26 protein-coding genes are annotated in these 24,471 nt (G+C 67.8%); 3 read left to right on the top strand and 23 right to left on the bottom strand.

Features of this window, described 5'->3' with window-relative positions; genetic code table 11:
- Window positions 1-132 precede the first annotated feature (132 nt).
- From ACFOLC_RS12335 to ACFOLC_RS12255, 17 genes are all read right to left on the bottom strand, one after another.
- Window positions 133-615 carry a low molecular weight protein-tyrosine-phosphatase gene (locus ACFOLC_RS12335; protein WP_386759615.1) on the bottom strand — a complete coding sequence of 161 codons (483 nt, stop codon included), beginning with the start codon at window positions 613-615 and terminating at the stop codon, window positions 133-135.
- A 19-nt stretch (window positions 616-634) separates the two neighbouring features.
- On the bottom strand, window positions 635-1,411 hold the full coding sequence (gene kdsB, locus ACFOLC_RS12330) for a 3-deoxy-manno-octulosonate cytidylyltransferase (protein WP_386759555.1): 777 nt from the start codon (window positions 1,409-1,411) through the stop codon (window positions 635-637).
- Complete coding sequence (gene lpxK, locus ACFOLC_RS12325) at window positions 1,408-2,439, bottom strand: tetraacyldisaccharide 4'-kinase (RefSeq protein WP_386759554.1); 1,032 nt, start codon at window positions 2,437-2,439, stop codon at window positions 1,408-1,410. The genes kdsB and lpxK overlap by 4 nt, the downstream gene beginning before the upstream one ends.
- The gene (msbA, locus tag ACFOLC_RS12320) at window positions 2,436-4,184 is read right to left on the bottom strand and encodes a lipid A export permease/ATP-binding protein MsbA (RefSeq protein ID WP_386759553.1); all 1,749 of its coding nucleotides are present in this window, start codon (window positions 4,182-4,184) and stop codon (window positions 2,436-2,438) included. The genes lpxK and msbA overlap by 4 nt, the downstream gene beginning before the upstream one ends.
- Window positions 4,181-4,615, bottom strand: coding sequence for an ExbD/TolR family protein (locus ACFOLC_RS12315; RefSeq protein ID WP_386759552.1), 435 nt, complete (start codon window positions 4,613-4,615; stop codon window positions 4,181-4,183). The genes msbA and ACFOLC_RS12315 overlap by 4 nt, the downstream gene beginning before the upstream one ends.
- 12 nt (window positions 4,616-4,627) lie before the next feature.
- Window positions 4,628-5,263, bottom strand: a complete 636-nt coding sequence (locus ACFOLC_RS12310) for a MotA/TolQ/ExbB proton channel family protein (protein ID WP_386759551.1) — start codon at window positions 5,261-5,263, stop codon at window positions 4,628-4,630.
- A 25-nt stretch (window positions 5,264-5,288) separates the two neighbouring features.
- The gene (locus tag ACFOLC_RS12305) at window positions 5,289-7,667 is read right to left on the bottom strand and encodes a DNA internalization-related competence protein ComEC/Rec2 (protein WP_386759550.1); all 2,379 of its coding nucleotides are present in this window, start codon (window positions 7,665-7,667) and stop codon (window positions 5,289-5,291) included.
- Between the two features lie 3 nt (window positions 7,668-7,670).
- A complete protein-coding gene (gene lolD, locus ACFOLC_RS12300; RefSeq protein WP_386759614.1) occupies window positions 7,671-8,396 on the bottom strand; it encodes a lipoprotein-releasing ABC transporter ATP-binding protein LolD in 726 nt (241 codons plus the stop codon).
- A gap of 7 nt (window positions 8,397-8,403) precedes the next feature.
- Window positions 8,404-9,645 carry a lipoprotein-releasing ABC transporter permease subunit gene (locus ACFOLC_RS12295; RefSeq protein ID WP_386759549.1) on the bottom strand — a complete coding sequence of 414 codons (1,242 nt, stop codon included), beginning with the start codon at window positions 9,643-9,645 and terminating at the stop codon, window positions 8,404-8,406.
- Window positions 9,646-9,651: 6 nt separating this feature from the next.
- Entirely contained in the window at window positions 9,652-9,966 is a 315-nt protein-coding gene (locus ACFOLC_RS12290) for a hypothetical protein (protein WP_386759548.1), read from the bottom strand.
- Window positions 9,967-10,072: 106 nt separating this feature from the next.
- Window positions 10,073-10,333, bottom strand: a complete 261-nt coding sequence (locus ACFOLC_RS12285) for an FAD assembly factor SdhE (protein WP_386759547.1) — start codon at window positions 10,331-10,333, stop codon at window positions 10,073-10,075.
- Entirely contained in the window at window positions 10,330-10,752 is a 423-nt protein-coding gene (locus ACFOLC_RS12280) for an MAPEG family protein (RefSeq protein WP_386759546.1), read from the bottom strand. The genes ACFOLC_RS12285 and ACFOLC_RS12280 overlap by 4 nt, the downstream gene beginning before the upstream one ends.
- Before the next feature lie 89 nt (window positions 10,753-10,841).
- Window positions 10,842-11,624: a succinate dehydrogenase iron-sulfur subunit gene (locus tag ACFOLC_RS12275; RefSeq protein ID WP_386759545.1), complete on the bottom strand. Its 783-nt coding sequence runs from the start codon at window positions 11,622-11,624 to the stop codon at window positions 10,842-10,844.
- Between the two features lie 15 nt (window positions 11,625-11,639).
- Complete coding sequence (sdhA, locus tag ACFOLC_RS12270; protein ID WP_386759544.1) at window positions 11,640-13,445, bottom strand: succinate dehydrogenase flavoprotein subunit; 1,806 nt, start codon at window positions 13,443-13,445, stop codon at window positions 11,640-11,642.
- Window positions 13,446-13,448: 3 nt separating this feature from the next.
- Entirely contained in the window at window positions 13,449-13,841 is a 393-nt protein-coding gene (gene sdhD, locus ACFOLC_RS12265; protein ID WP_386759543.1) for a succinate dehydrogenase, hydrophobic membrane anchor protein, read from the bottom strand.
- Window positions 13,838-14,233, bottom strand: coding sequence for a succinate dehydrogenase, cytochrome b556 subunit (gene sdhC, locus ACFOLC_RS12260; protein ID WP_386759542.1), 396 nt, complete (start codon window positions 14,231-14,233; stop codon window positions 13,838-13,840). Before sdhC ends, sdhD begins: the two co-directional genes overlap by 4 nt.
- A gap of 82 nt (window positions 14,234-14,315) precedes the next feature.
- Window positions 14,316-14,480, bottom strand: coding sequence for a DUF1674 domain-containing protein (locus ACFOLC_RS12255; RefSeq protein WP_386759541.1), 165 nt, complete (start codon window positions 14,478-14,480; stop codon window positions 14,316-14,318).
- Between the two features lie 29 nt (window positions 14,481-14,509).
- Between ACFOLC_RS12255 and ygfZ the strand changes: the two genes are divergently transcribed.
- Window positions 14,510-15,382 carry a CAF17-like 4Fe-4S cluster assembly/insertion protein YgfZ gene (gene ygfZ, locus ACFOLC_RS12250; RefSeq protein WP_386759540.1) on the top strand — a complete coding sequence of 291 codons (873 nt, stop codon included), beginning with the start codon at window positions 14,510-14,512 and terminating at the stop codon, window positions 15,380-15,382.
- Here the strand turns inward: ygfZ and asnB are convergent.
- The 6 genes from asnB to ACFOLC_RS12220 form a co-directional block, all read right to left on the bottom strand.
- Window positions 15,379-17,328, bottom strand: a complete 1,950-nt coding sequence (gene asnB, locus ACFOLC_RS12245) for an asparagine synthase (glutamine-hydrolyzing) (protein ID WP_386759539.1) — start codon at window positions 17,326-17,328, stop codon at window positions 15,379-15,381. The genes ygfZ and asnB overlap by 4 nt on opposite strands.
- Before the next feature lie 9 nt (window positions 17,329-17,337).
- A complete protein-coding gene (locus ACFOLC_RS12240) occupies window positions 17,338-19,635 on the bottom strand; it encodes a thiamine pyrophosphate-dependent enzyme (protein WP_386759538.1) in 2,298 nt (765 codons plus the stop codon).
- A 45-nt stretch (window positions 19,636-19,680) separates the two neighbouring features.
- Entirely contained in the window at window positions 19,681-20,337 is a 657-nt protein-coding gene (locus ACFOLC_RS12235) for a glutathione S-transferase family protein (protein WP_386759537.1), read from the bottom strand.
- Window positions 20,334-20,888, bottom strand: coding sequence for a GNAT family N-acetyltransferase (locus ACFOLC_RS12230; protein ID WP_386759613.1), 555 nt, complete (start codon window positions 20,886-20,888; stop codon window positions 20,334-20,336). Before ACFOLC_RS12230 ends, ACFOLC_RS12235 begins: the two co-directional genes overlap by 4 nt.
- Before the next feature lie 196 nt (window positions 20,889-21,084).
- Window positions 21,085-22,248, bottom strand: coding sequence for an acyl-CoA dehydrogenase family protein (locus ACFOLC_RS12225; RefSeq protein ID WP_386759536.1), 1,164 nt, complete (start codon window positions 22,246-22,248; stop codon window positions 21,085-21,087).
- A gap of 270 nt (window positions 22,249-22,518) precedes the next feature.
- Window positions 22,519-23,319, bottom strand: a complete 801-nt coding sequence (locus ACFOLC_RS12220) for a glycine zipper 2TM domain-containing protein (RefSeq protein WP_386759535.1) — start codon at window positions 23,317-23,319, stop codon at window positions 22,519-22,521.
- Between the two features lie 176 nt (window positions 23,320-23,495).
- Here ACFOLC_RS12220 and ACFOLC_RS12215 point away from each other — a divergent pair, with 176 nt between their 5' ends.
- Complete coding sequence (locus ACFOLC_RS12215) at window positions 23,496-23,696, top strand: DUF6116 family protein (protein ID WP_386759534.1); 201 nt, start codon at window positions 23,496-23,498, stop codon at window positions 23,694-23,696.
- Window positions 23,697-23,700: 4 nt separating this feature from the next.
- Window positions 23,701-24,468, top strand: coding sequence for a TatD family hydrolase (locus ACFOLC_RS12210; protein ID WP_386759533.1), 768 nt, complete (start codon window positions 23,701-23,703; stop codon window positions 24,466-24,468).
- Window positions 24,469-24,471: the final 3 nt, after the last annotated feature.

Here is a 24,471-nt window from a genome sequence, read left to right as displayed (position 1 = left end):
AACGAACAGGCGGCAGGTATTGCGATCACAAGCATCGGCCCATGGATTGGGTCGATTATGCGTCACTGCAAGGGTGGCGAGGGACGATCAGGCAAGCCTGGAGAAAGGGCTGCGTGCCGAGGTGGCGCTGGTTTACCGCGCGCGCTCCGCCAGCTCCTGGCGCAGCCGGGCGATCACGCCCTCGGCAGCATGATCGAGCAGCTGGAACACATGCTCGAACTGTTCCGATCCGCCTGTGTACGGATCCGGGATCTCTTCCTCGCCCCCGCCCGCCGCCCAGTCCAACAGCAGCGCCGCCCTGGCATGCGCGCCCTGCGGCATGCGCGCGCGCACGTCGCGCAGGTTGGCGCGATCGGCGCACAGCAACCAGTCGAAGCGCTGGTAATCGGTGGCATCGAGTTGGCGCGCGCGCAGGCCGGTGATGTCGACGCCGTGCTCGGCGGCCTTGACGATCGCGCGCCGGTCCGGCGGTTGGCCGACGTGCCAGTCGCCGGTGCCGGCCGAGTCGAGCTCGACCTCCCCCGCCAGCGTCGAAGCGGCGATGCGCGCGCGCAGCACGCCCTCGGCCATCGGCGAGCGGCAGATGTTGCCGAGGCAGACCACCAGCAGGCGGATGGGTTTGCCCAGGCTCGGCTCAGCCACGATCGGCCGCAATGCGGGCTTCGGCACGGGCCAGGTCTTCCGGCGTGTCCACCCCGGGCGGGAACGGCTCCGGGGTGATGCCGACCGCGATGCGGAACCCAGCCTCAAGCACGCGCAGCTGCTCCAGCGATTCGATCTGCTCCAGGCGTCCTGGCGGCAAGGCCGCAAAGCGCTGCAGGAAGCCAGCGCGGTAGCCGTAGATGCCGATATGGCGCAGCCACTCGCCCTGCGTCGGCATGCGGCTTCGATCCTGCGCAAAGGCGTCGCGCGGCCACGGAATCGGCGCGCGGCTGAAGTACAGGGCCTGACCGCTGTCGGCGCGCACCAGCTTCACCGCGTTCGGATCGAGCAGGGTCTCGACCTCATCGATCGGCGCGGCCAGCGTCGCCATTTCGGTGTTGCCGGCATGCATCAGTTCGGCCACGGCACGGATGCCCGCCGCGGGCGCGAACGGCTCGTCGCCCTGCAGGTTGACGACGACGGTGTCATCGCACCAACCGGCGATGCGCGCGCATTCGGCGAGGCGATCCGTGCCCGAGGCGTGCCCGGTCGAAGTCATTGCCACGCGCACGCCGCAACCGTCGAGGGCCGCGGCGATGCGCTCATCGTCGGCGGCGACCCAGACCTCGCGGGCACCGGCAGCCAGCGCTCGCCGTGCCACGTGCAACACCAGCGGCTCGCCTGCGAGCAGTTGCAATGGCTTGCCGGGCAAGCGCGTGGCGGCGTAGCGCGCGGGAATGGCGACGACGAAATCTCGGGCCAGGCTCATGTGTCGTTTCCATTCCGGTGCGCTCTGCGCAGCCCGGACAAGCGATCAAGCAACGCCACCCAGAACGCTTCCGGCAGTTCGGCGCGGACCGGCACGCTGTAGTGGCGGTCGTTGGCGAGGGCCATGCACTTCACCGCGTCCTTCTCGGTCATCAGCACCGGCAGCTCGCGGCTGCCGAACTCGAAATCCTCGGCGCTGTAGCGATGGTGGTCGGCGAACGCGTGTGGCACCACGGCGATGCCGAAGCCGCGCAGCATCGCGAAGAATCGCTCGGGATCACCGATGCCGGCGACCGCGTGCACACGCTGGCCCGAGAAGGCGTTCAGCCGCCGTGGCCGGCCGCCCAGCAGCGGCAGCGCCTGGTCGGCGATCAACCGCATCGGCCATTCGCCGAAACCGGTATCGCCTCCGTTGGCGTTGGCGATATTGACCACACGGAAATCGCACGACGCTGCGCGCTCGGGCAGCTCGCGCAATGGGCCGGCCGGCAGCAGCTGGCCGTTGCCGTAGCGGCGGCGGCCGTCGACGACCTCGATCTCGAGATCGCGCGCAAGCCGGTAATGCTGCAGGCCGTCGTCGCAGATCACGATGTCGCAGCCGGCTGCGGCCAGCGCCTTCGCCGCCGCGACGCGGTCGCGGTCGACCCGGACCTTGGCACCGGTGCGGTGCGCGATCAGCACCGGCTCATCGCCGGCCCGGGACGGATCGGTGTCGGCCTCCACCCACAGCGCCTGCTTGGCCTCGTCGCGGCCGTAGCCGCGGCTGGCCACGCCAGGGGTCCAGCCCTGCTCGCGCAGGCGCTCGACCAGGGCGATCGTCATCGGCGTCTTGCCGGCGCCGCCGGCGGTGATGTTGCCGACCACGACCACCGGCACGCCCGGGTGGCGGCGGCGCAACCAGCCCTTGGCATACAGGCTGCGGCGCAGCCCGGTCAGCGCGCCGTACAGCGCGGACAGCAGGCGGGCGGTCATCGGTACGGGCGCATCGCCGTACCAGTATTCGGGAAGGTGTGATCCGCGCCGGCTCATTCGGCCTCGCGGAATTGCATGCGGTGCAGGTGCGCGTACAGGCCGTCGTGCGCCAGCAATTCGGCATGGTTGCCGCGCTCGACGATGCGGCCGTGGTCGAGCACCAGCACCTGGTCGGCGTGTTCGATCGTCGACAGGCGGTGCGCGATCACCAGCGTCGTGCGGTCCGGCATCAGCCGGTTGAGCGCGTCCTGGACCAGCCGTTCGGATTCGGTGTCGAGCGCGGCGGTGGCCTCGTCGAGGATCAGGATCGGTGCGTCCTTGAGCATCGCGCGCGCGATCGCCAGACGCTGGCGCTGGCCGCCGGACAGGCGCCCGCCCTTGCTGCCGATCGGCGTCTGCAACCCGTCCGGCAGGCGCTCGACGAACTCCATCGCGTTGGCACCGTGCACCGCCTGCTCCAGGCCTTCCGGGGCGGCGTCCTGCAATTCGCCGTAGGCGACATTCGCCGCGACCGTGCCGTCGAACAGCATCACCTGCTGCCCGACCAGGGCGATCTGGCGACGCAGGTCGGCCAGCCGGTACTCCTGCAGAGGATGGCCGTCGAGCAGGATGCTGCCGGCCTCGATGTCGTAGAAACGCGGGATCAGCTTGATCAGCGTCGACTTGCCGCTGCCCGAGCGGCCGACGATCGCGGTCACCGTGCCCGGTTTGGCGACGAAGCTGATGTCGGCCAGCGCCGGCTGCGCCTGGCCCGGGTAGCGTGCGGTGACGCCACGGAATTCGAGCACGCCTTGCGCGCGCTCCAATCGACGGGTGCCCGAGTCGAGCTCGTCCGGCGCATCGAGCACGTCGAACAGCCGCTCAGCCGAGGCGACACCGCGCTGCAACATGCCCTGCACGTTGGTGAGCTGCTTGAGCGACGGGATCATCGCCATCATCGCCATCATCAGCGCGACGAAGCCGCCGGCGTTGAGCCGTCCGGCCATGGCCTCGCGCCCGGCGAAGAACAGCAGCAACGCCAGCCCGACCGAGCCCATGAGTTGCACCACCGCCGAGGAGATGCCGCGGGTCGACTCGACCTTCATCGCCAGGCGCAGGTTGTTGTTGGCGAGCCCGGCGTAGCGGTCGAGCTCGACCGTCTGCGCGCCGTAGACCTTGACCTCCTGCTGGTTCGACAGCGCCTGGTCGGCCGACTGCCACAGCTGCGCCGCGCTCTCCTGGATGCGGTGGCTGATCGACCGGTAACGGCGGCCGACCTTGTCCATCATCCAGGCCAGCGGCGGACCCAGCAGCAGGATCGCCACGGTCACCTGCCAGCTGGTCCACAGCATCACCACCAGCGCACCGATGATCTGGAAGGACTGCTGCAGCATGACCTTCATCGCGTCGACGGCGCCCTGCGCGACCTGGTCGCTGTCGGAGCCCAACCGCACCAGCATCGACGGCACCGGTTCGCTGTCGAAGCGCAGCCCGGGCAGGCGCAGGTACTTGCCGAGCACCTGCACGCGCAGGTCGCGGGCGATGCTGCGCGCCGACTTGCCCATGCTCATGTCGGTGACGTAGCCGGCGATGCCGCGCACGAAGAACAGGCCGATGATCGCCAGCGGCAACAGCACGCTCAGTTCGGCGTTCTTGGCGATGAAGGTCTCGTTGACCACCGGCTCCATCAGCTTGGTGAAAGCCGCGCCCGCCGCCGCCTCGATCAGCATGCCGGCCAGCGCCACGCTCAGCAGCGGCCGGTACGGCCGGGCGAAACCGAGCAGGCGGCGGTAGGTCTGGAACGGCGGGACGGTTCCGGTCACCGTGCGGCCCCTGCCGCGCCAGGCTCGGGCGCCGTGGCCACCATCACCCGGCGAAAGCCGAGCTGGCCGAGCGCGTCGTAGGCGGTGACCACGGCCTGGTGCGGCGTGCGCGCGTCGGCGCGCAGCAGCACCGGCCGCTCGCGGTCGCTGCCTGCGACTTCCGCCAGCGTGGTCTTGAGCGACTCGACGTCGTCACGCAGCACTTCGCGATCGTCGACGAAATAACGGCCGTCGGCATTTACCAGCACGCTCAGCGCCTTGCTCGTGTCGCCCTGCTCGCCGGTGGCGCGCGGCAGTTCGAGCTTGAGCACCGAGCGCGCTTCGAAGGTGGCGGTGACCACGAAGAAGATGATCAGCACCAGGATCACGTCGATCAGCGGAACCAGGTTGATTTCCGGCTCGTCGAAGGCGCGGTGGTCACGGATACGCATCGTGGACGGGCCTCAGGCCGCGTTCTGCGTGCGCACGGCGCTGACCGGACGCGGCTCGAGCGTGTCCATCAGCGCGATGGCCTCGTGCTCCATCGCCACGATGTACTCGGCGATGCGGCCGCGGAACCAGCGGTGCGCGACCAGCGCCGGGATCGCCACGATCATGCCGGCCGCGGTGCAGACCAGCGCCTTGCCGATGCCGCCGGCAAGCTGGTTCACGTCGCCGATGCCGTGGTCGAGGATGCCGAGGAACATCTGGATCATGCCGACCACGGTGCCGAACAGGCCGAGCAGCGGGCCGGCAGCGGCGATCGAGCCGAGCGTGTTGAGGTAGCGCTCCATCTTGTGGACCAGGTGGCGGCCGACGTCCTCGATGCGCTCGCGGATCTGGTCGCGCGGCCGGTTGCGCACGTCCAGCGCGGCAGCGAGCAGCTCGCCCAGCGGCGAGGTCTTGCGCAGCGACTCGATATGGGCCGGGTCGAGCTTGCCGCTGCCGGCCCAGGCCCGCACTTCCTTGCCGAGGCTGGCCGGCAGCACGGCCGGGCGCCGCAACGTCCACAGCCGCTCGACGATGATCGCCAGCGCCAGCGCCGACAGCATCAACAGCGGAATCATCGGCCAACCGCCGGCCTTGACCAGTTCCAGCACTCGCGACCTCCGGCCTGTGGCCGTGTTAATCCGGTCGATAGGATAGCCCAGCCGTGCTCCCCGCCGTGGCCCGCTGCGCGGCGTCCCAGAGCCGTGGCTGTGCCTGGCGTCGCGTTTCCACGGTGGTGCCGCCGGCCTGCAGCCGTACCCGCAGCGCCCCGCCCTGGGCGGTATCGAGGACCGCAGCGCCCGCATCCTGCCAGCGTGCGACGACCTGCGGCTTGGGGTGACCGAAGCGGTTGCCATGGCCGGAGGAGACCAGCGCGTGGCGTGCACCGGTGGCGGTGACGAAGTCCGGGTCGGACGAGCCGGCACTGCCGTGGTGCGCGACCAACACCACGTCGGCGCGCAAGGCCGCGGCATCGCGGTGCAGCAGGTCTCGCTCGATCACCTCGCCGATGTCGCCGGTCAGCAGGGCCGCGCCGTGCCGGGTTTCGACGCGCAGCACACAGCTGGCCTCGTTGCCCAGGTACGGAAAATACGGCGGCGGGTGCAGGAAGCGGAAGCGCACGCCCTCCCATTCCCAGCCGTTGCCGGCCACGCACGGGCGGGCGCCGGCCACCTCGGCACCTTCCGGTGCGAAGGCCTCCGCTACCGGAAATACGCGGCGCACCGCGTCCAGTCCGCCGGCATGATCGTTGTCGCCGTGACTGACAACGACGCGGTCGAGCCGACGCACGCCCAGTGCGTGCAAGGCCGGCACCACCGCACGCTCGCCGGCGTCGAAGCCATCACGCACCGCCGGCCCCATGTCGTACAGCACGGCATGTCTGGCGGTGCGCACCAGCACCGACAGCCCCTGGCCGACATCGACCACCACCAGCTCAGCCTCGCCCGGTCGCGGCAGGTCGCGGTCGGGCCACAGCAACGGCAACCACAACAGCAGCGCCAGCGGCTTGCCAGGCACGCCGCGCGGCAGCAACAACCAGAACGCCCCAAGCAGCGCCAGCACCAGGGCCAGCAACGCGCCGCCCCAGCGCGGCTCTGGCAGCCACCACAACGCCAGGCCACTGGCGGCAAGACGCTCGAACAACGGCCAACTCAGGTCGAAGCACCACGCCGCGGCACGCCAGGCCCATGCCCCGGCGCCGCTCTGCACGGCCTCCAGTGCCACGCCGACCAGCGACAACGGCACCACCACCAGGCTCCACCACGGCACCGCCAGCACATTGGCGAACGGTCCTGCCAGCGAGGCCTGGCCGAACAGGATCACGCACAGCGGCAGCAACCCCAGCGTTGCCACCGCCTGCGCCGAGAGGAAATCCCTGGCAGCCTCACGCAGCAGCCGCTGCCCGCCATGCGGCAGGCACCACAGCAGCCAGGCCACGCCGAGGAAGCTCAGCCAGAAACCTGCACCGAGCACCGCCAGCGGGTCTACCAACAGCACCGCCATGGCAGCCAGCGCCAATGCCTCGAATGCCTGCAGCGGGCGCCGGAATACCCGCACCGCGGCGATCACCGCGATCATCAGCAAAGTGCGCACCGTCGGCAGCGCGAACCCGGCCACCGCCGTATACAGCGCCGCGCCGACCACCCCCGCCACGGCCGCAGCGATCTGGGCCGGGCAACGACGCGCCAGAGGCGGCCACAACCACCACAGGCCACGCATCACCAGCGCGAAGAAGCCGGCGACCAGGCCGACATGGAAGCCGGAAATAGCGATCAGGTGGGTCAACCCGTCTGCACGCAGGATGTTCCAGTCGGCATCGTCAAGCGCGCGGGTGTCACCCAACGCCAGCGCACGCACGAAGCGCGACGACGGAGCCGGTACCGATGCGGCGATCCGTGCCGACATGCCCTCGCGCCATGCCTCCAGCCCGGTGGCTGCGGCCAGCAAGCGGGCTCGCGCGGGATCACGCACGTAACCGGTGGCGGTGATCCGCTGCGCCAGTGCGTATTTCTCGGCGTCGAAGCCGCCGGGATTGCGCAGCCCGCGCGGCGCCCGCAGCCGCACCGCCAGGCGCCAATGCTGCCCGGCCTTCAGCGCGTTACGCGACGCCGGATCGTCGTCGTACCAGGCCAGGCGCAGGTCGCGCCCGCGCAGCAATGCCGGCTGCGCGCGGTCACGGTCGACGCGGAACAGGAAGCGCGTGCGTCGGATTTCGTGTTCGGGCAGGTCGACGATGCGGCCGCTGAGCACGACTTCGCGCTTCTCCCACGACGGCGGCAACTGCAGCGACAAGGCATGGGCCGCATGCAATCCCGCCAGGCCGAAACCGAGCAGCACGGGCCCACACCCGCGCCAGCGCGGCCCCCACCACCACCAGGCCAGTCCGGCCAGCAGCAGGAGCAGCGACAGCGGCCACGGCAGCAGGCGCGGCAACCACAGGCAGGCGACGACACCGGCCAGCAGCGCAGCCGCGGTGATGATTCCAAACGGCGGCGTCCTTGCCGCATCACGCATGCACTACACCTCGTCGGGCCTGAGCTGCCGCAGTTTGCCGTCGTGCAGCTCCAGCACGCGGTCGAGGCGGCGCGCGAGGCGGCGGTCGTGGGTGACCAGCACCAGGCTGGTGTGCTGCTCGTGGTTGAGCGCGAGCATCAGGTCGAACACGGTCGCGGCAGTCTTCTCGTCGAGATTGCCGGTCGGCTCGTCACCGAGCACGCAGGCCGGTTTGTTGACCAGCGCGCGCGCCACGGCAGCGCGTTGGCGCTCGCCGCCGGACAGCTCGCCGGGTTTGTGCTCGAGACGATGACCGAGCCCGACCGATTCGAGCAGCGTCCTCGCCTGCGACGCGGCCGCACCGACGCTAGCACCGGACAGCAGCACTGGCAGCATCACGTTCTCCAACGCGGTGAACTCTGGTAGCAGGTGATGGAACTGGTAGACGAAACCAAGCGCACGGTTGCGCAGCGCGCCGCGTGCGGCATCGGACAGCCCACTCATTTTCTGCCCGGCAACAAACACCTCGCCTGCGGTCGGCGTGTCGAGGCCGCCGAGCAGGTGCAGCAGTGTGCTCTTGCCGGCGCCGGACGCACCGAGGATCGCCACCGTCTCGCCCTTGGCCACGGCCAGGTCGAGGTCGTGGAATACCGGTGTGTGCAGCGAGCCCTCGGCATAGGTCATCGCCAGGTGCTCGCAGCTCAGCACGGTTTCGTTGATGGCCTGCCCGCTCACGGCCGCATCCTTCATGACGGCATCACTCATAACGCAGCGCCTCCGCCGGGGCCGTGCGCGCAGCGCGCCAGGCAGGATAGATGGTGGCCAGGAACGCCATCGCCAGCGCGACGGCAGCGATGATGGCGACGTCGCTGCCCTGCAGGTCGGTCGGCAGGCCGGTGATGTAGTAGACGTCCTCCGGCAACAGCTGCACGCCCAGCACGGCTTCGATCGCCTTGAGGATGTGCTCCAGGTTCAGCGTCAGCACGACGCCGCCGATCACGCCAAGTACGGTGCCGATCACGCCGATCAGCGTGCCCTGCACCACGAACACCTGCATCACCCCGCGTGGGGTCAAGCCCAGCGTGCGCAGGATCGCGATGTCGGCCTGCTTGTCGGTGACCAGCATCACCTGCGAGCTGACCAGATTGAACGCGCCCATCGCGATGATCAGCGACAGCAGGATCGCCATGATGGTCTTTTCCATCTTCAGCGCACGGAACATGTTGGCGTTCTCGCTGGTCCAGTCGCTGATGCGCAGCCCCCCGAGCTTGACGGCGAGATCACGCGCCACCTCCCACGACTGGTCCATGTCGTGCAACCTCAGACGCACGCCGGTGACGCCCTCACCCATGCGCAGCACGCGCTGCATGTCGCTCAGGTTGACGAACGCCATGCCACGGTCGAACTCGTTATAACCGGCTTCGAAGAGGCCGCTGACGGTGAAGCGCTTGAGTTGGGGTACCGCGCCCAGCGGGGTACTGCGGAAATCCGAGGTGGTCATCACCACGCTGTCGCCGACGCCAACGCCGAGCCACAGCGCCAACTCCTTGCCGAGCACGATGTTGAAACTGCCGGGGCTGAGCGAGTCGAGCTTGCCCAGCACCATCTTGTCAGCCAGCACCGAGACCTTGCGCTCGTGCGTCGGCAACACGCCGCGTACGATTGCCGGCTGGTTGCGTGCGCCCGACAGCAGCGCCTCTTTCTCGACATAGGGTGCCGCTCCGGCAACGCGGGGGTCGGCGGTCGCTTTGGCCACCGCTTGTTGCCAGTCGCCCAGCGGCTCGCCGTAGGCGCTGACGGTGGCGTGCGCGGCCATCTGCAACATGCGGTCGCGGATCTCGCGCTGGAAGCCGCTCATCACCGCCAGCGTGGTGATCAGCGCGGTCACGCCCAGGGCGATGCCGGCAATCGAGGCCAGGGAGATGAAGGAGATAAAGCCATTGCGGCGTTTGGCGCGCAGGTAGCGCAGGCCGATGGCAACAGGGATGGGTTTGAACATATGGGCTTATGGTGCCATCGAACGCGGGGGCCGCGCTTGTGCTTCGACCGGAACGGCCAGCCGCAGTTCACGGCGCGCGTGGGTGTCGAGCGTATCGGGCCACCAGGACAGGTGCCGCAACCGTCCTTCGCGCTCACGAAAGCGCAGGAACGCCAATTGCCCACGCCAGTGCAGGCGCAGCTCGGTGATGGCTTCGCCGTCCAGGGTCGCCGTCGCCGAACCGGCGATGACCAGTACCTGCGGGGCCTGTCGCAGCTCACGGCGATACAGCCAGACACCATAGGTCAGCGCCAACAGGGCCAGCGGGATCGAAGCGACCACGGGCAATTCGCATGCGATCAAGGAAATCGCTGCCAGCACGCCCAGCATCAGCAACACCGCGCCCAACAGGCGCGACGGTCGCCACTCAAGCCTGCCCCCGAATGCTTCAGTCGGCGGGCGGTAGGGTGCGGATGTGCTGGACGAGCTGGTCGAGTTCGGCATCGGTCGCGGTCTCGTACCCCATGAACCAGTGCCAGAGCTTATCGTCCTCGGTGTCCAGCAAGCGTAGGAAAACGCCGCGCTGCGCTTCGGACGCCTGCCGCCATTCGCGGTCGAGGTAGCGCCCGAACAACTGGTCCAGCTCGCGCATGCCGCGCCGGCAACGCCAGCGCAGGCGGCGCAACTCAATTTCGTCGGCTTCGCTCATGCGCGCAGCAACCCGACCGCCAGGACACCCCAGAGCCCCCACAGCACAACGCCACCGGCCAGATAGGCATAGAAGCGGTGCATGACCTTGTTGTAGGTGCACTGGATCGCGCTGTGCAGCACACGCAACGCCACGAACAACCAGGCCAGGCACAGAACCGTCGTGCTGACGAGCTCCGCTTGCGCAGCCACGACCAGCGCCAGGTAGAACAGCACCGGCAATTCGAACAGGTTGCGGAAATTGTCGGCGGCGCGGCTGTCGGTGAGCTTGGCAGTGGCCTGCGCCGAGGTCGCGACCGCCTGCGGGTGGATGCGCTCGCGCTTCATCTGCCCGATGCGCATGAAGTACATGCGCCACCAGACCACAAACGTCAGCGCCACCATCGCCAGCGCCGGGAGAAAGATCGCGCGTTCGTCCATCGTCCACCCTCGGAAGTGATGCGCTGTCCTGCCAGAAAAAAGGGCGCGCATTACGCGCGCCCTTTGGGTTCCATGCGTCAACTCAACGATCAGACACGCCGCGCCAGCATCAGCTTCTTGATCTCGCCGATCGCCTGCGCCGGGTTCAGTCCCTTCGGACAGGTCCGCGCACAGTTCATGATGGTGTGGCAGCGGTACAACTTGAACGGATCTTCCAGGTCGTCCAGGCGCGCACCGGTGTCCTCGTCGCGCGAGTCGACGATCCAGCGGTAGGCCTGCAGCAGCACGGCCGGGCCGAGGTAGCGGTCGCCGTTCCACCAGTAGCTCGGGCAGCTGGTTGAGCAGCATGCGCACAGGATGCACTCGTACAGGCCGTCGAGCTTCTTGCGGTCTTCCGGCGACTGCAGGCGTTCGCGGTCCGACGGCGCCGGGCTCTGCGTGCGCAGCCACGGCTTGATCGAGGCGTACTGGGCATAGAAATGGGTCAGGTCCGGCACCAGGTCCTTGACCACCGCCATGTGCGGCAGCGGGTAGACCGGAACTTCGGCCTTCTCGCAATCTTCGATCGCCTTGGTGCAGGCCAGCGTGTTGGTGCCGTCGATGTTCATCGCGCACGAACCGCAGATGCCCTCGCGGCAGGAACGACGGAAGGTCAGCGTCGGATCGATCTCGTTCTTGATCTTGATCAGCGCGTCCAGAACCATCGGACCGCAGCTCGCCATGTCCACCTCGTAGGTGTCCACGCGCGGGTTCATGCCGTCGTCGGGGTTCCAGCGGTAGACCTTGAAGGTACGCGGCTGCTTGGCGCCAGCCGTCGGCCAGTGACGGCCCTTCTGGATCTGCGAGTTCTTCGGGAGGTTGAATTCAGCCACAGTGCTCGCTCCGGATCAGTAGACGCGCTTCTTCGGCGGGACCACGGCGACGTCATCGGTCAGCGTGTACATGTGCACCGGACGGTAGTCGATGCGGGTTTCACCCGTGTCGTCGACCCAGCACAGCGTGTGCTTGTGCCAATGGGTGTCGTCACGATCCGGGAAGTCCTCACGCGCATGCGCGCCGCGCGACTCGGTGCGGTTCTCGGCCGAAACGATCGTGGCCAGCGCCTGGCCCAGCAGGTTCGACAGTTCGTAGGTCTCGATCAGGTCCGAGTTCCAGACCAGTGATTTGTCGGACACCTTGACGTCGGCGAACGAGGCGTTGATCTCGCGGATTTTGCGCACGCCATCGGCCAGGGTCTCGCCGGTACGGAACACGGCCGCGTCGGCCTGCATCGTGCGCTGCATCTTGTCGCGGATGACCGCGGTCGGGGTGCCGCCGCTGGCATTGCGCAGCTTGTCCAGGCGCGACAGGGCCTGATCGCAGGCATCGGAAGCGATCTTGCCGGGATTGCCGTTGGGCTTGATCGTCTCGGCGCAGCGATTGGCCACGGCGCGGCCGAACACGACCAGGTCGAGCAGCGAGTTGGAACCCAGACGGTTGGCGCCATGCACCGACACGCAGGCGGCTTCGCCGATCGCGTACAGGCCCGGCACCACGGCATCGGGGTTGCCGTTCTTCAGCTGCACCACTTCGCCGTGGTAGTTGGTCGGGATGCCGCCCATGTTGTAGTGCACGGTCGGGATCACCGGGATCGGCTGCTTCTCGACGTCGACGTTGGCGAAGATACGCGCCGACTCGGCGATGCCCGGCAGCTTCTCGTGGATCACTTCCGGGCCGAGGTGGGTCAGGTCGAGCAGGATGTGGTCCTTGTGCTCGCCGACGCCGCGACCTTCGCGGATCTCGATCGTCATCGAACGGCTGACCATGTCGCGCGGCGCCAGGTCCTTCACGCTCGGCGCGTAGCGCTCCATGAAGCGCTCGCCGTTGCTGTTGCGCAGGATGCCGCCCTCGCCTCGCACGCCTTCGGTGATCAGGCAGCCGGCGCCGTAGATGCCGGTCGGGTGAAACTGCACGAACTCCATGTCCTGCAGGCCCAGGCCGGCGCGCAGCGCCATGCCGCCGCCGTCGCCGGTGCAGGTGTGCGCCGAGGTCGCGGAGAAGTAGGCGCGACCGTAGCCGCCGGTCGCCAGCACCGTACCCTGGGCGCGGAACAGGTGCAGCGTGCCCTCGGCCATGTCGAGCGCGAGCACGCCACGGCAGGCGCCATCGGCGTCCATGATCAGGTCGAGCGCGAAGTACTCGATGAAGAACTGCGCGTCGTGCGCCAGCGATTGCTGGTACAGCGTGTGCAGGATGGCGTGGCCGGTGCGGTCGGCGGCGGCGCAAGTACGCTGCGCCGGCGGGCCTTCGCCGTACTTGGTGGTCATGCCGCCGAACGGGCGCTGGTAGATCTTGCCCTCGGCGGTGCGCGAGAACGGCACGCCCTGGTGCTCGAGCTCGATGATCGCCGGGATCGCTTCCTTGCACATGTACTCGATCGCGTCCTGGTCGCCCAGCCAGTCCGAGCCCTTGACGGTATCGAAGAAGTGGTAGCGCCAGTCGTCCTCGCCCATGTTGGCCAGCGCGGCCGAGATGCCGCCCTGCGCGGCCACGGTGTGCGAGCGGGTCGGGAACACCTTGGTGATGCAGGCGGTCTTGAGCCCCTTCTGGGCCAGGCCGAAGGTGGCGCGCAGGCCGGCACCGCCAGCGCCGACCACGATCATGTCGAACTGGTGTTCCGTGATCTTGTAAGCGGTGTTCTTATAAGCAGCCATCGATCAGCTCCCGAGCGCGATGCGGAGTACGGCGAGCACGCTAGCGAGTGCAGCGAGGACGCAAACAAAACGGACCGCGAGCTGCGAAGCCACCGCGAGCCCGGGGGTATGGACATAGTCCTCGATGATCACCTGGATGCCGAGCTGGGCATGCCAGAACATCGAGACCAGGAACGCGATCAGCAGCACCGCGTGGCACGGGTTGGCGACCTTGGCGCGGACCGTCGCGTAATCGGCGCCGACCAGCGACACGATCAGCCACAGCACGTAGATCGACAGGAACACCAGCGCGATCGCGGTGATGCGCTGGACGATGAAGTGATGCGTGCCGTCTTTCGCCGAGCCCAGACCGCGCGCGGTCTTGAGCGGGTTGCGCAGCTTGTCGTTGGCGCTCATGCAGCACCCCGCTGCAGCATGGCGACCAGCCAGATCGCGGCGGTCAGCACGAGGCTGCCGACGACGCTGATCCAGCCGTTGCGGACGAAAGTCTCGACCTTGTAGGCGTAGCCCGCGTCCTGGACCAGATGGCGAATGCCGTTGATCAGGTGGTAGGCCAGTGCCCAACTCCAGCCGAACAGGATCAGGAAGCCGAAGCCCGAACGGGTGAAGCCACTGAACTTCGCCCATGACTCGGGACCGGCCGCCAGCGACAGGAAGCCGCACAGGACCAGCAGGCTGCCCAGGACAAGGACGACACCGGTGGCCCGGTGCAGGATCGAGGTCACCATCTGGATCTGCCAGGCATACACCTGCAGATGGGGTGAAAGAGGTCGTTCGCGGTTCGCCATGAGCGTGCGCTGTCTCTCGGCTGGGCGGCGTGGCCGCGTGGCGGGACAAAAAATCTACGGAATGGAACGGTGAAGTGACGCGTCAGAAATCGATGCAGCGGCCGTTCTTTTCCCAGTCGCCGTAGCGGGTCGGTTCGGGGCCTTCGCGGCCCCCGAACTCTTTCGCATGGGCGTCGTCGGCAACCGGCGTGGGAACCGGTGCTTCGGGCGCCTCGGGCGCGGTGACCGGAGTGGTTTGGCCTATCATCACAGCGTTAAATCTTAAGTCCCGCCTTCATGCCTGACAACCCGCAAACCTCCACCGCCCCTGCTTTCGCCCTGGGTGATCATCGCGTGATCGCCCTGACCGGGCGTGATGCCGCGGCTTTTGCGCAGGCACAGTTCATGAACGACGTCACCGGGCTGGCACCCGGACAGTGGCACTGGAGTGGCTGGCTGACGCCGAAAGGGCGTGTGCTGGCCCTGTTCGCTTTGCTGAAACTGGCCGATGACGCGCTGTGGCTGGTCCTACCCGATGCCGACCCGGTCGCGTTTTCCGCGGCGCTGCAGCGTTTCGTGTTCCGCGCCAAGGTGACGATCGACGTACGCGACGACCTGCTGGTGCAGGGCCGGTTCGCGGCGCCGGCCTCGGCGTCGGGCGACACGTTTGCCGGCGACGAAAGTAGCGGCATCGAGCTCGATCTCGGCGCGACCGGCGGCGCACGCACCCTGCGCATCGCCCTCGCCGCTGCGGTCGCGAGCGATGACGACGCACGATCGCGCTGGGCCGCCTTCGACCTCGAGCACGGCCTGCCCCGCCTTGCGCCTTCGCAAGCCGAGCACTGGACGCCGCAGCAGTTGTCGCTTGAGCGCCTGCACGCCTTCAGCGTCAAGAAGGGCTGCTACCCGGGCCAGGAGATCGTCGCGCGCACGCACTTCCTCGGACAGGCCAAGCGCGGATTGGCGTTGTTCGAAGCCGATGCGGCCTTGGCGGACGGCGCAGAAGTGCGCGGCGAGTCGACGGCCTTGGGCAAGCTGGTCGCCACGGCCGACCACACCGGCCGGCATCTCGCGCTGGCGGTGCTGCCGTTCGAGCGCGCAGCCCAGCCGCTCAGCGTGGAAAGCCAGCCGCTGCGTGAGCGACCCCTGCTGGATGGACTGGCGCGCTAGGTGTTGGCCGCGCACAAGGCGCGGCGCTGCTCACGCCAATGCTCGTGCCAGGCCTGGAACATCAGCACGTTCCACAGGTGCGTGTGCCACTTGCGCTCGCCGCCGAGGAACTGCTGCCACAGGCCGTGCACCAAATCGGCATCGAAATAACCTTCGTTACGCAGACGCTGCGGCTCGAGCAATGACGCGGCCCACTCGCGCAGGTCGCCGCGCAGCCACTCACTGACCGGCGCGCCGAAACCGCGCTTGCCGCGATCGACCATGCTGTCAGGCAGGTAACGCCGCAACACCTGCTTGAGCAGGTACTTGTTGCCGGATGGATGGCGCTTGAAGTCCAGCGGCAGCGACCAGGTGAATTCGGCCACCTGCCAGTCCAGCAACGGCGCGCGCGCCTCCAGGCTGACCGCCATGCTGGTGCGGTCGACCTTGCACAACAGGTCCTCGGGCAGGTACACGCTGAAATCGGCCAGCATCATCGCGTCAGCCGGCGTGCCGGCGCCGCGCAGCGGATCGGGCTGATCGTACAAAGTGATGGGCAACGTGGCGCCCGGCACCGCGGCCTGCGGGTCGCGCCAGCGTGCGATGCGCTGGCGGTAGACATCGCCGATGCCGCGCGCGCCCATCTCCGCCGCCAACGCCGCGAAACCGCCCGCGCGCGAGGCCTCACCGTGCTGCTGCGCGCTGCGAGCCAACGCCCGTCGCAGCAGCGACGGCACGCGTTGCTGCCAGCGCCAGTTGCGCAGCGCGCGCTCGTAGCGCTTGTAGCCGAAGAACAGCTCGTCACCGCCATCGCCCGACAGCGCCACCGTGACCGCGCTGCGGGCGAGCTTGGCCACCAGCGCGGTCGGCACCTGCGAAGCATCCGCAAACGGCTCGTCGAACATCGCCGGTAACGTCGGCACCACCGCCAGTGCATCGCTGCCGCTGACGTACAGCTCGGTGTGCCCGGTGTGCAGGTGCTCAGCGACTTCCCGCGCCAGGTGGGCCTCGTCGTGGTGCGAGCGCTCGAAACCGATCGTGAAGGTGCGCACCGGGTGCCGGCTTTGCGCCTGCATCAGCGCGGTGACGATCGAGGAGTCGGTGCCGCCGGACAGGAACACCCCGACCGGCACGTCGGCGACCATGCGCAACGCCACCGCTTCACGCAGCAGTTCGTCCAGCCGATTCTCGGCTTCCAGCACATCGCCGCCGAAAGGCTGGGCGATCGCCGCCGCCATGCGTTCGCGCGGCTGCCAGTATCGATGCTGGTCGCGCTCGGGCGCATGCGCCGCCGCACCGCTTGCCACCGCCACCGCATCGATACGCAACAGCGAACCCGGCATCAGCTTGAAGGTATCGACGTGGATCGCATGCGGCGCCGGAATGTAATCCAGGCGCAGCAGCAACGCCAGCGCGTCGCGGCTGACCGCGTTGTCGAAATCGGGGTGCTGCCACAGCGCCTTGAGCTCGGAACCGAACACGAAGGTGTCGCCGGCCCAGCCGTAGTACAGCGGTTTCTTGCCGACCCGATCGCGCGCCAGCCACAGGCAGCGCTCCTGGCGGTCCCACAACGCGATTGCGAACATGCCGTTGCAGCGGGTGATCGCGGCCTCGACTCCCCACTCCACCACTGCGGCGAGCAGCACTTCGGTGTCGGAATGACCGCGAAACCCGTGGCCGCGCGCGACCAGCACCTCGCGCAACTCGGCGAAGTTGTAGATCTCGCCGTTATAGGCCACGACATAGCGATGATCGGCCGAGGCCATCGGCTGATGGCCAAGTGGTGACAGGTCGAGGATGCTCAGGCGCCGGTGCGCGAGCGCGACACCGGCCTGGGCATCAGCCCATACGCCACTGTCGTCGGGGCCGCGATGGACAAGCGCGTCGCCCATCGCGCGCACCAGCGCAGTCAGCCGTTCCTCGTCCGTGTCGGGTGCAGGACGTAACAGACCGGCCAAGCCGCACATAGCCTGGCCTCAGCCCTGCGCCAGCACGTCGGCCGCGGCGACGATGTCGTCCTCGCCCGGAATCACCAGGAACGCGGCGCCCGCCAGCGGCGTGTAGGTATCGACACCGACCACGCGCTGGAACGGTCGCGCGCCAAAGCCGCCCTCGGCGATCGCGGTCAGGACGCCCTCGCCCACGCCAGCACTGTGGCGGCCTTCGTCGACGATCAGGATGCGCTTGGCGCGTTTGGCCTGCTCGCGGATGTAGTTCTCGTTGAGCGGCACCAGCCAGCGCAGGTCGATCACGCGCGCCTTCCAGCCGTGCCTGGCTTCGATCGCACGCGCGGCACGTAGACTCATTGGCACGCCATTGCCGTAGGTGAAGATCACCAGGTCGTCATTGCCTTCACCGTAGACGCGGCCTTCGCCCAGCGCCATCGCCTCGTCGGGCTTCGGATAGCTGGTCAGCCAACCGCCGTCACCGGGCTCGTACAGATCCTTGGTCATGTACAGCGCGATCGGCTCAAGGAACACGCTGACGCGGCCGTCGACCTTGGCCAGCGCGGTCAGCGTGCGCAGCATGGTCGCCGCGTCATCGCCGCGCGACGGGCAACCGACCACGAGCCCTGGGATGTCGCGCAGCGCGGTGATCGAGTTGTCGTTGTGGAAGTGCCCGCCGAAGCCACGCTGATACCCGAGGCCGGCGATGCGCACCACCATCGGGTTGGCGTACTGGTTGTTGCTGAAGAACTGCAGCGAGGCCGCCTCGCCGCGGATCTGGTCACAGGCGTTGTGGAAATACGCCAGGTACTGGATTTCGGGGATCGGCAGCAGGCCGACATTGGCAAAGCCCTGCGCCATGCCCAGGATCATGGTCTCGTCGAGCAGCGTGTTGAACACGCGGCGCGGGCCGAACGCTTTCTGCAGGCCCTTGGTGACGGTGTAGACGCCGCCCTTCTGCGCCACGTCCTCGCCGAACAGCAGCGTTTCCGGATACTTGGCGAAGGTGTCGTGCAGCGCGTTATTGATCTGGATCGCCAGATGCCGCGGCGGCTGGTTCTCGGGCAGCTTGGCCTCGCCGCCGAACACCTCCAGGCGGCGCTGGGCATAGTCGGCGCGCTGGGCCTCCTGCTGCACGGCTTTCGCGGTGTACGGTGCCAGCGGCGCGATCACTTCCTCGAGCTGATCGAGCTTGGGCCGACGGTCAGCTTCCTCGGCCGCGGCGAAGCACTGCTTCCGCGTGGCCTCGTACAGTGCCAGCACTTCGTCCTTCGTCATCAGGCCCGACTCGAGCGCGATCGCAGCCGAGCGCAGCAGCGGGTCGGTCGCCTCGACCGCGCACAGCTCCTCGATCGAACGCCACTCGATCTCGAAGTCGGTACCGGCATGACCCATGATGCGGGTGGTGCGCAGGTGCAGGAAGGTCGGCCGGCGCGTACGGCGGCAATGCTCGACCGCGCGCTGGACGTCACCGTAGCCGTTGGCCAGGTCGAGGCCGTCGGCGTAGAAATAATCGAGGTCCGGGCGCTGGGCGAAGTTGCGCGCCACCCAGCCGTTCGGGGTCTTCACCGAGATGCCGATGCCGTTGTCCTCGCACACGAACAGCGCCGGCGCCGGCAGCTTCTGATACGCCGTCCAGGCCGCGGCATTGAACGCGGTCTGCGCGGTGGCGTGGTTGCTGGAAGCGTCGCCGAACGAACAGATCGTGATGCTGTCGTCCGGGATCGGCAACGCATGGCCAAGACGCTTGCCGGTCTCGATCGCGATCGCGGTGCCCAGCGCCTTGGGCAGGTGCGAGGCGATCGTCGAGGTCTGCGGCAGTACCCACAACGGCTTGCTGCCCCAGACCTTGTGGCGGCCGCCGGAGGCCGGGTCGTCCTTGCTGGCGGCGAAGCTCAGTGCCGAATCCATCACCGGATCAAGTCCAGGCAGCTTGCGGAAGCGCTCGGCCATGAAGCCGCCGCTGCGGTAATGCAGGAACGCCGGATCGGTATGGCGCGTCAGGCGCGCGACCATGGCATTGCCTTCGTGGCCGCTGGAGCCGATCGTGTAGAAGACCTTGTTCTGCACGCGCAGCACGCGCGCCATCAGGTCGAGGTGACGGCTGACCAACTGCGATTCGAACAGTTCACGGAAGCCGCGCGCGTCGAGCGCGCTGCCGTCGAGGATCGCCTCGCCGGGTGCAGGCCTCGCCTGCGCGTGCCCACTCCATTGCTTGACGAACTCGGTGAAATTGACGTCGCAGATCTCGGCGCGATTGAGGCCTTTCATGCGCGCTGGGATTGGATTGGTCGGATGGGGCACGGCGTACTGCGGTTGTGCGGACATCAAGGAGCTCCGCTTCTCGGTCAGGAGAAGATCTGAAGTGAGGAATCAGTCGGGCAGCGCCATGCGCGAGGCCGCTTCCACCGGCGGCGACGGCATCGCAATGAAGCCCGGGGTCTTGCGCACCCGTGCCAGCCAGTCGCGAACCGCCGGGTACGGCGCGAGGTCGAAACCGCCCTCGTCGGCAACATCGGTGTAGGCGAACAGGGCGATATCGGCGATGCCGTAGGCGTCGCCGGTGAACCAGGGGTGCACCTTGAGGTGCTGTTCCATCACCGCCAACGCCTGCTGGCCACGCTCGCGCAGTTGCGGCAGGTCGGCGCGACGCGGCGAATCCAGCGGCGTCCAGCCGCGGATGAAGCGCGCCACCGCGACATACGGCTCGTGGCTGTATTGCTCGAAGAACAGCCAGCTCAGTGCCTGCGCGCGTTGCCAGGCATCGCCGCTCCAGTACGGCGTGCCCTCGGCCAGCCAGCACAGGATCGCGTTCGACTCGGTCATGATGCGGCCGTCGTCGCCTTCGATGTCATCCCTTTCGAGAATCGGCACCTTGCCGTTGGGGTTCTTGGCCAGATACTCGGCAGTACGGGTCTCGCCGGCGGTGCTGTCGACCTCGACCCACTTGAATTCGCGCTTGAGTTGGGTCAGCAACAGGCGGAGCTTGTGGCAGTTACCGGAACTGGAATAGCCGTAGACGGTGATCATTTGGTTTCCTTGCGTGTGCGCCGCGCGAACCACTCTTCGCGGGTCTGGCCCCAGATGTCGATGGCGTGCGCGTCCAGCGGCTTCGGCAGCGTGCCGGGCCCGCGATTGCGCGATCCGAGCCGTTCGGCAACGGCTTGCGACGCGGCATTGGCCGGCGCGATGGAATGGATCACCTCGTCCCAGCCCAGCACGTCGAAGGCCCAGTCCATCGCCGCCGCGCAGGCCTCGGTGGCGTAGCCCTTGCCGCGGGCGTCCGGGTGGAAGCTGTAGCCCACCTCGGTGCCGGGCCAACCGTCGGGCTGCCACGGCCCGGCCTGGCCGGTCCACACGCCGGTGGATTTTTCCACGACCGCGAACATGGCAAAGCCCTGCAGCATCCATGCGCCCGGCATCTGCAGGAAGCGGCGCCATGCGTCGCCACGCGTGAGCGGGCCGCCGATGTGAGCCGAGCTTTCGTCCGCGAACATCTCGGCGAAGCGGTCGAAATCCTCGATCCGCGGCAGACGCAGGATCAATCGTTCGGTTTCGAGTTGGATGTCCGGCACGTACACGCTCTGCTCCTGACTCCCTCTCCCATCGGGAGAGGGTTGGGGTGAGGGTCGGCGAAACGGTATTGCTCCCTTTCCCGGAACAAACCGTCGGCCTTTTACTTCCGCCGAAATCGGGTCGGACACCTTTCGCCTCCCTCATCCGGCCTGCGGCCACCTTCTCCCGAAGGAAGAAGGAGCGCAAATCAGAACACGGAAATCAGAACGCGCTGATACCAGTCAGCTCACGACCGACCACCAACTGGTGCACGGTCTCGGTGCCCTCGTAGGTGATGACCGATTCGAGGTTGAGCGCGTGGCGGATCGCGGCATGCTCGGTGGTGATGCCGGCGCCGCCGAGCAGATCGCGGCACTCACGGGCAATGTCGATCGCCATGCGGCAGTTGTTCCACTTCGCCAGCGACACCTGCGTCGGCTGCATGACACCGGCGTCCTTGAGACGCCCCAACTGCACCACCAGCAACTGCGCCAGGGTGATGCGGCGCGCCATCTCGGCCATCTTGATCTGCGCCGACTGCGTCGCCGCCACCGGGCGGTCGAACAGGATGCGTTCCTTGGTGTAATTCAACGCCTCGTCCAGGCAGGCGATGGCCGCGCCGATCGGCCCCCAGGTGATGCCGTAACGAGCCTGGGTCAGGCAGCCCAGCGGCCCCTTGAGACCCTTCACATTGGGCAGGCGGTTGGCATCGGGCACGCGCACGTTGTCGAAGAACAGCGAGCTGGTCACCGACGCGCGCAGGCTCATCTTGTGCTTGATTTCCTGCACGGCGAAGCCGGGCATGCCCTTCTCGACCACGAAGCCCTGGATGCCCTCGTCGGTCTGCGCCCAGACGATGGCGATGTCGGCCAGGTTGCCGTTGGTGATCCACATCTTGGAGCCGTTGAGGACCCAGTCGCCGCCGTCGCGCTTGGCATGGGTCTTCATGTTGGCCGGGTCGGAACCGCCGTGCGGCTCGGTCAGGCCGAAGCAGCCGATGACCTTGCCCGTGGCCATGTCCGGCAGCCAGCGCTGGCGCTGCTCCTCGCTGCCGTAGGCGTAGATCGGGTACATGCACAGCGACGACTGCACACTGACGAAGCTGCGGATGCCGCTGTCGCCGCGCTCCAGCTCCTGGCAGATCAGGCCGTAGCTGACCGCGTTGAGGCCGGCACAGCCGTACTTTTCCGGCAGCGACGAACCGAGCAGACCGAGCTCGGCGATCTCGCCGACCAGTTCCTTCGGAAAGCGCCCCTGGTCGAAGGCGTCGCCGATGATCGGGATCACCCGCTCATCGGTGAAGCGCGCCACCGTGTCCTGTACGGCACGCTCCTCCTCGCTGAGCAGGGAGCGGACGTCGTAGAGGTCGTACGGATGCAGGGCCATGGCGCACTCGTAGTAAGGGAAGACCGACATTGTAATGGCCACCCACGGCGTGGGTAAGGCCGCGGAAACGCCCGCAGACGGGTACCGAAGAAACGCATGCGGCCTCGCGACTGGCTGCCTGTGCATTCCACAGACCAGCATCGACGCTCCGCCGTGCTTGCCCCAGAATTTCGTCGAAACGCCGAAGCGCATCGCATAACAAGAAAGGGGCCGGATTGCTCCAGCCCCTCACGGGCATTGCGTCTACGATCGAACGATCGCCTTGGCCAATCAGCCCTGGCTGGCGCCGGTCGAAGCGGACGCGGTCTGGGTCACGACCTGACCGTCGATGACCGGCAGGCGGTTGCCGACCGGGCGCTCGTCGAGGCGCACGCTCTGCTCCTGGCCCTGGTAGCGGTACGTCACATCGTAGCCGACCGTCTTGTCTTCGCTGCCCAGCGCGATGCGGTTGCCCGGCTTGCTGCCGGTGCGCATGGTACCGGTGGTGCCGTCGGGATTGCGGTAGGTCACGTTGTAGCCGACCACGCGCGAGGACTGCGAGGAAGAGGTCGTGGTGTGGCACTGGCGCTCGGTGCGGTTCACCACCTGCCCACCAACGTGGTTGCGGTCGACGCGATTGCCGATGAAGCCACCGGCCACGGCGCCAGCGGCGGTCGCCGCCTTCTTGCCGTTGCCGCCACCGATCTGGTTGCCAACCAGGCCACCGATCACGGCACCTGCGACGGTGCCGCCGACGTTGCCGTCACGCTCCGGGGCGCGTTCCTGCACGACCACGTCATTGCAGACCTCGCGCGGGGTCGAGGTGGTGCTGGTCTCGCGCACCGGATCGGTGCCGATCACGGTGGCATACAGCTCCTGCTTCTCGGTGATCGGCTTGACGTTGAGGACTTCGGCGTACTCGACGCGGCCAGTCTGGATCGCGCCATCGGCAGCCATGTCGCCGGTGAGACCGGCGGCCTGGCCGTCGGCCGGGGTCAGCGCCGTCGAGCCGGCGTCGTTGCCACGGAAGCTGTTGAAAGCCGCCACGGCTACGCCGCCGACGAGTAGCGCAGCCACTGCAACTGCAAGCATGTTCTTGTTCATTTGAGGCCTCTGCGGCGGTGAGCCAGCGGTTGTTGGACGCAGGCATTCCACCACCGCGAAGCTGAACAGCTGCCGATTTTTTAACGTCAAGCTGTCGCAACTGTGAACCCCGTTGAAGAGCCGTGCTAGCGTCGCCGCATCCGCCCCCAGCTAAAGCTTCCACCATGGCCAACCCCCTGCTCTCCCCGGTCCTGGGCTTCCTTGGCAAACTCAGCTATCCGCGCCTGTTTCTATTGACCGCGGCGCTGTTCGTGATCGACCTGATCGTGCCGGACTTCATTCCCCTGGCCGACGAGATCCTGCTCGGCCTCGGCACCTTGCTGCTGTCGCGCAAGCGCAAGGACTCGCTGGTTCCGCCGCCCTGACCCCATGCTGGTCGACAGCCACAGCCACCTCGACGCCGCCGAATTCGATGTCGATCGCAGCAGCGTGATCGCGCGCGCCCGCGCCCTCGGCGTGACCCGGCAGGTGGTGCCGGCCGTCGATGCGGCCAGTTGGCCCAAGCTGCGCGAGGTGAGCCAACAGGCGCCCGGGCTGTTTCCGGCCTACGGCCTGCACCCCATGTACCTGGCGGCGCATCGCGACGAGCACCTGACCCAGCTTCGAGAGTGGATCGAGCGCGAACGCCCGCTCGCCGTGGGCGAGTGCGGCCTGGACCACTTCGTCGAAGGCCTCGACCCGCAGCGCCAGCGGCACTGCTTCGAAGGCCAACTGCGGCTGGCGCGCGAATTCGACCTGCCGGTGATCGTGCATGCACGACGCGCCGTCGATGAGGTGATCGCCACGATCCGACGCATCGGCGGCTTGCGCGGCGTGGTGCACAGTTATTCCGGCAGCGAGGAGCAGGCCCGGCAGTTGTGGCGGGCCGGCTTCCTGCTCGGCCTTGGCGGACCGGTCACCTACGAGCGCGCCAATCGCCTGCGTCGTCTGGCAGCAAGCATGCCGCTCGAGCACCTGTTGCTGGAAACCGACTCCCCCGACCAGCCCGACGCCGGCATCCGCGGCCAGCGCAACGAGCCAGCACGGCTGGTGCAGGTGCTCGCGACCATCGCCGGGCTGCGTGCCATGGCGCCGGATGACCTGGCGCGTGCCACGACCGCGAACGCCGAACGCCTGTTCCGCCTGCCCGCGGCCTGACGC

Source organism: Lysobacter cavernae, from assembly GCF_042648505.1.
Classification (GTDB): domain Bacteria; phylum Pseudomonadota; class Gammaproteobacteria; order Xanthomonadales; family Xanthomonadaceae; genus Lysobacter_L; species Lysobacter_L cavernae.
The sequence above is the reverse complement of the archived record's forward strand: the minus strand, read 5'-3'. Positions and strand labels throughout refer to the sequence as shown.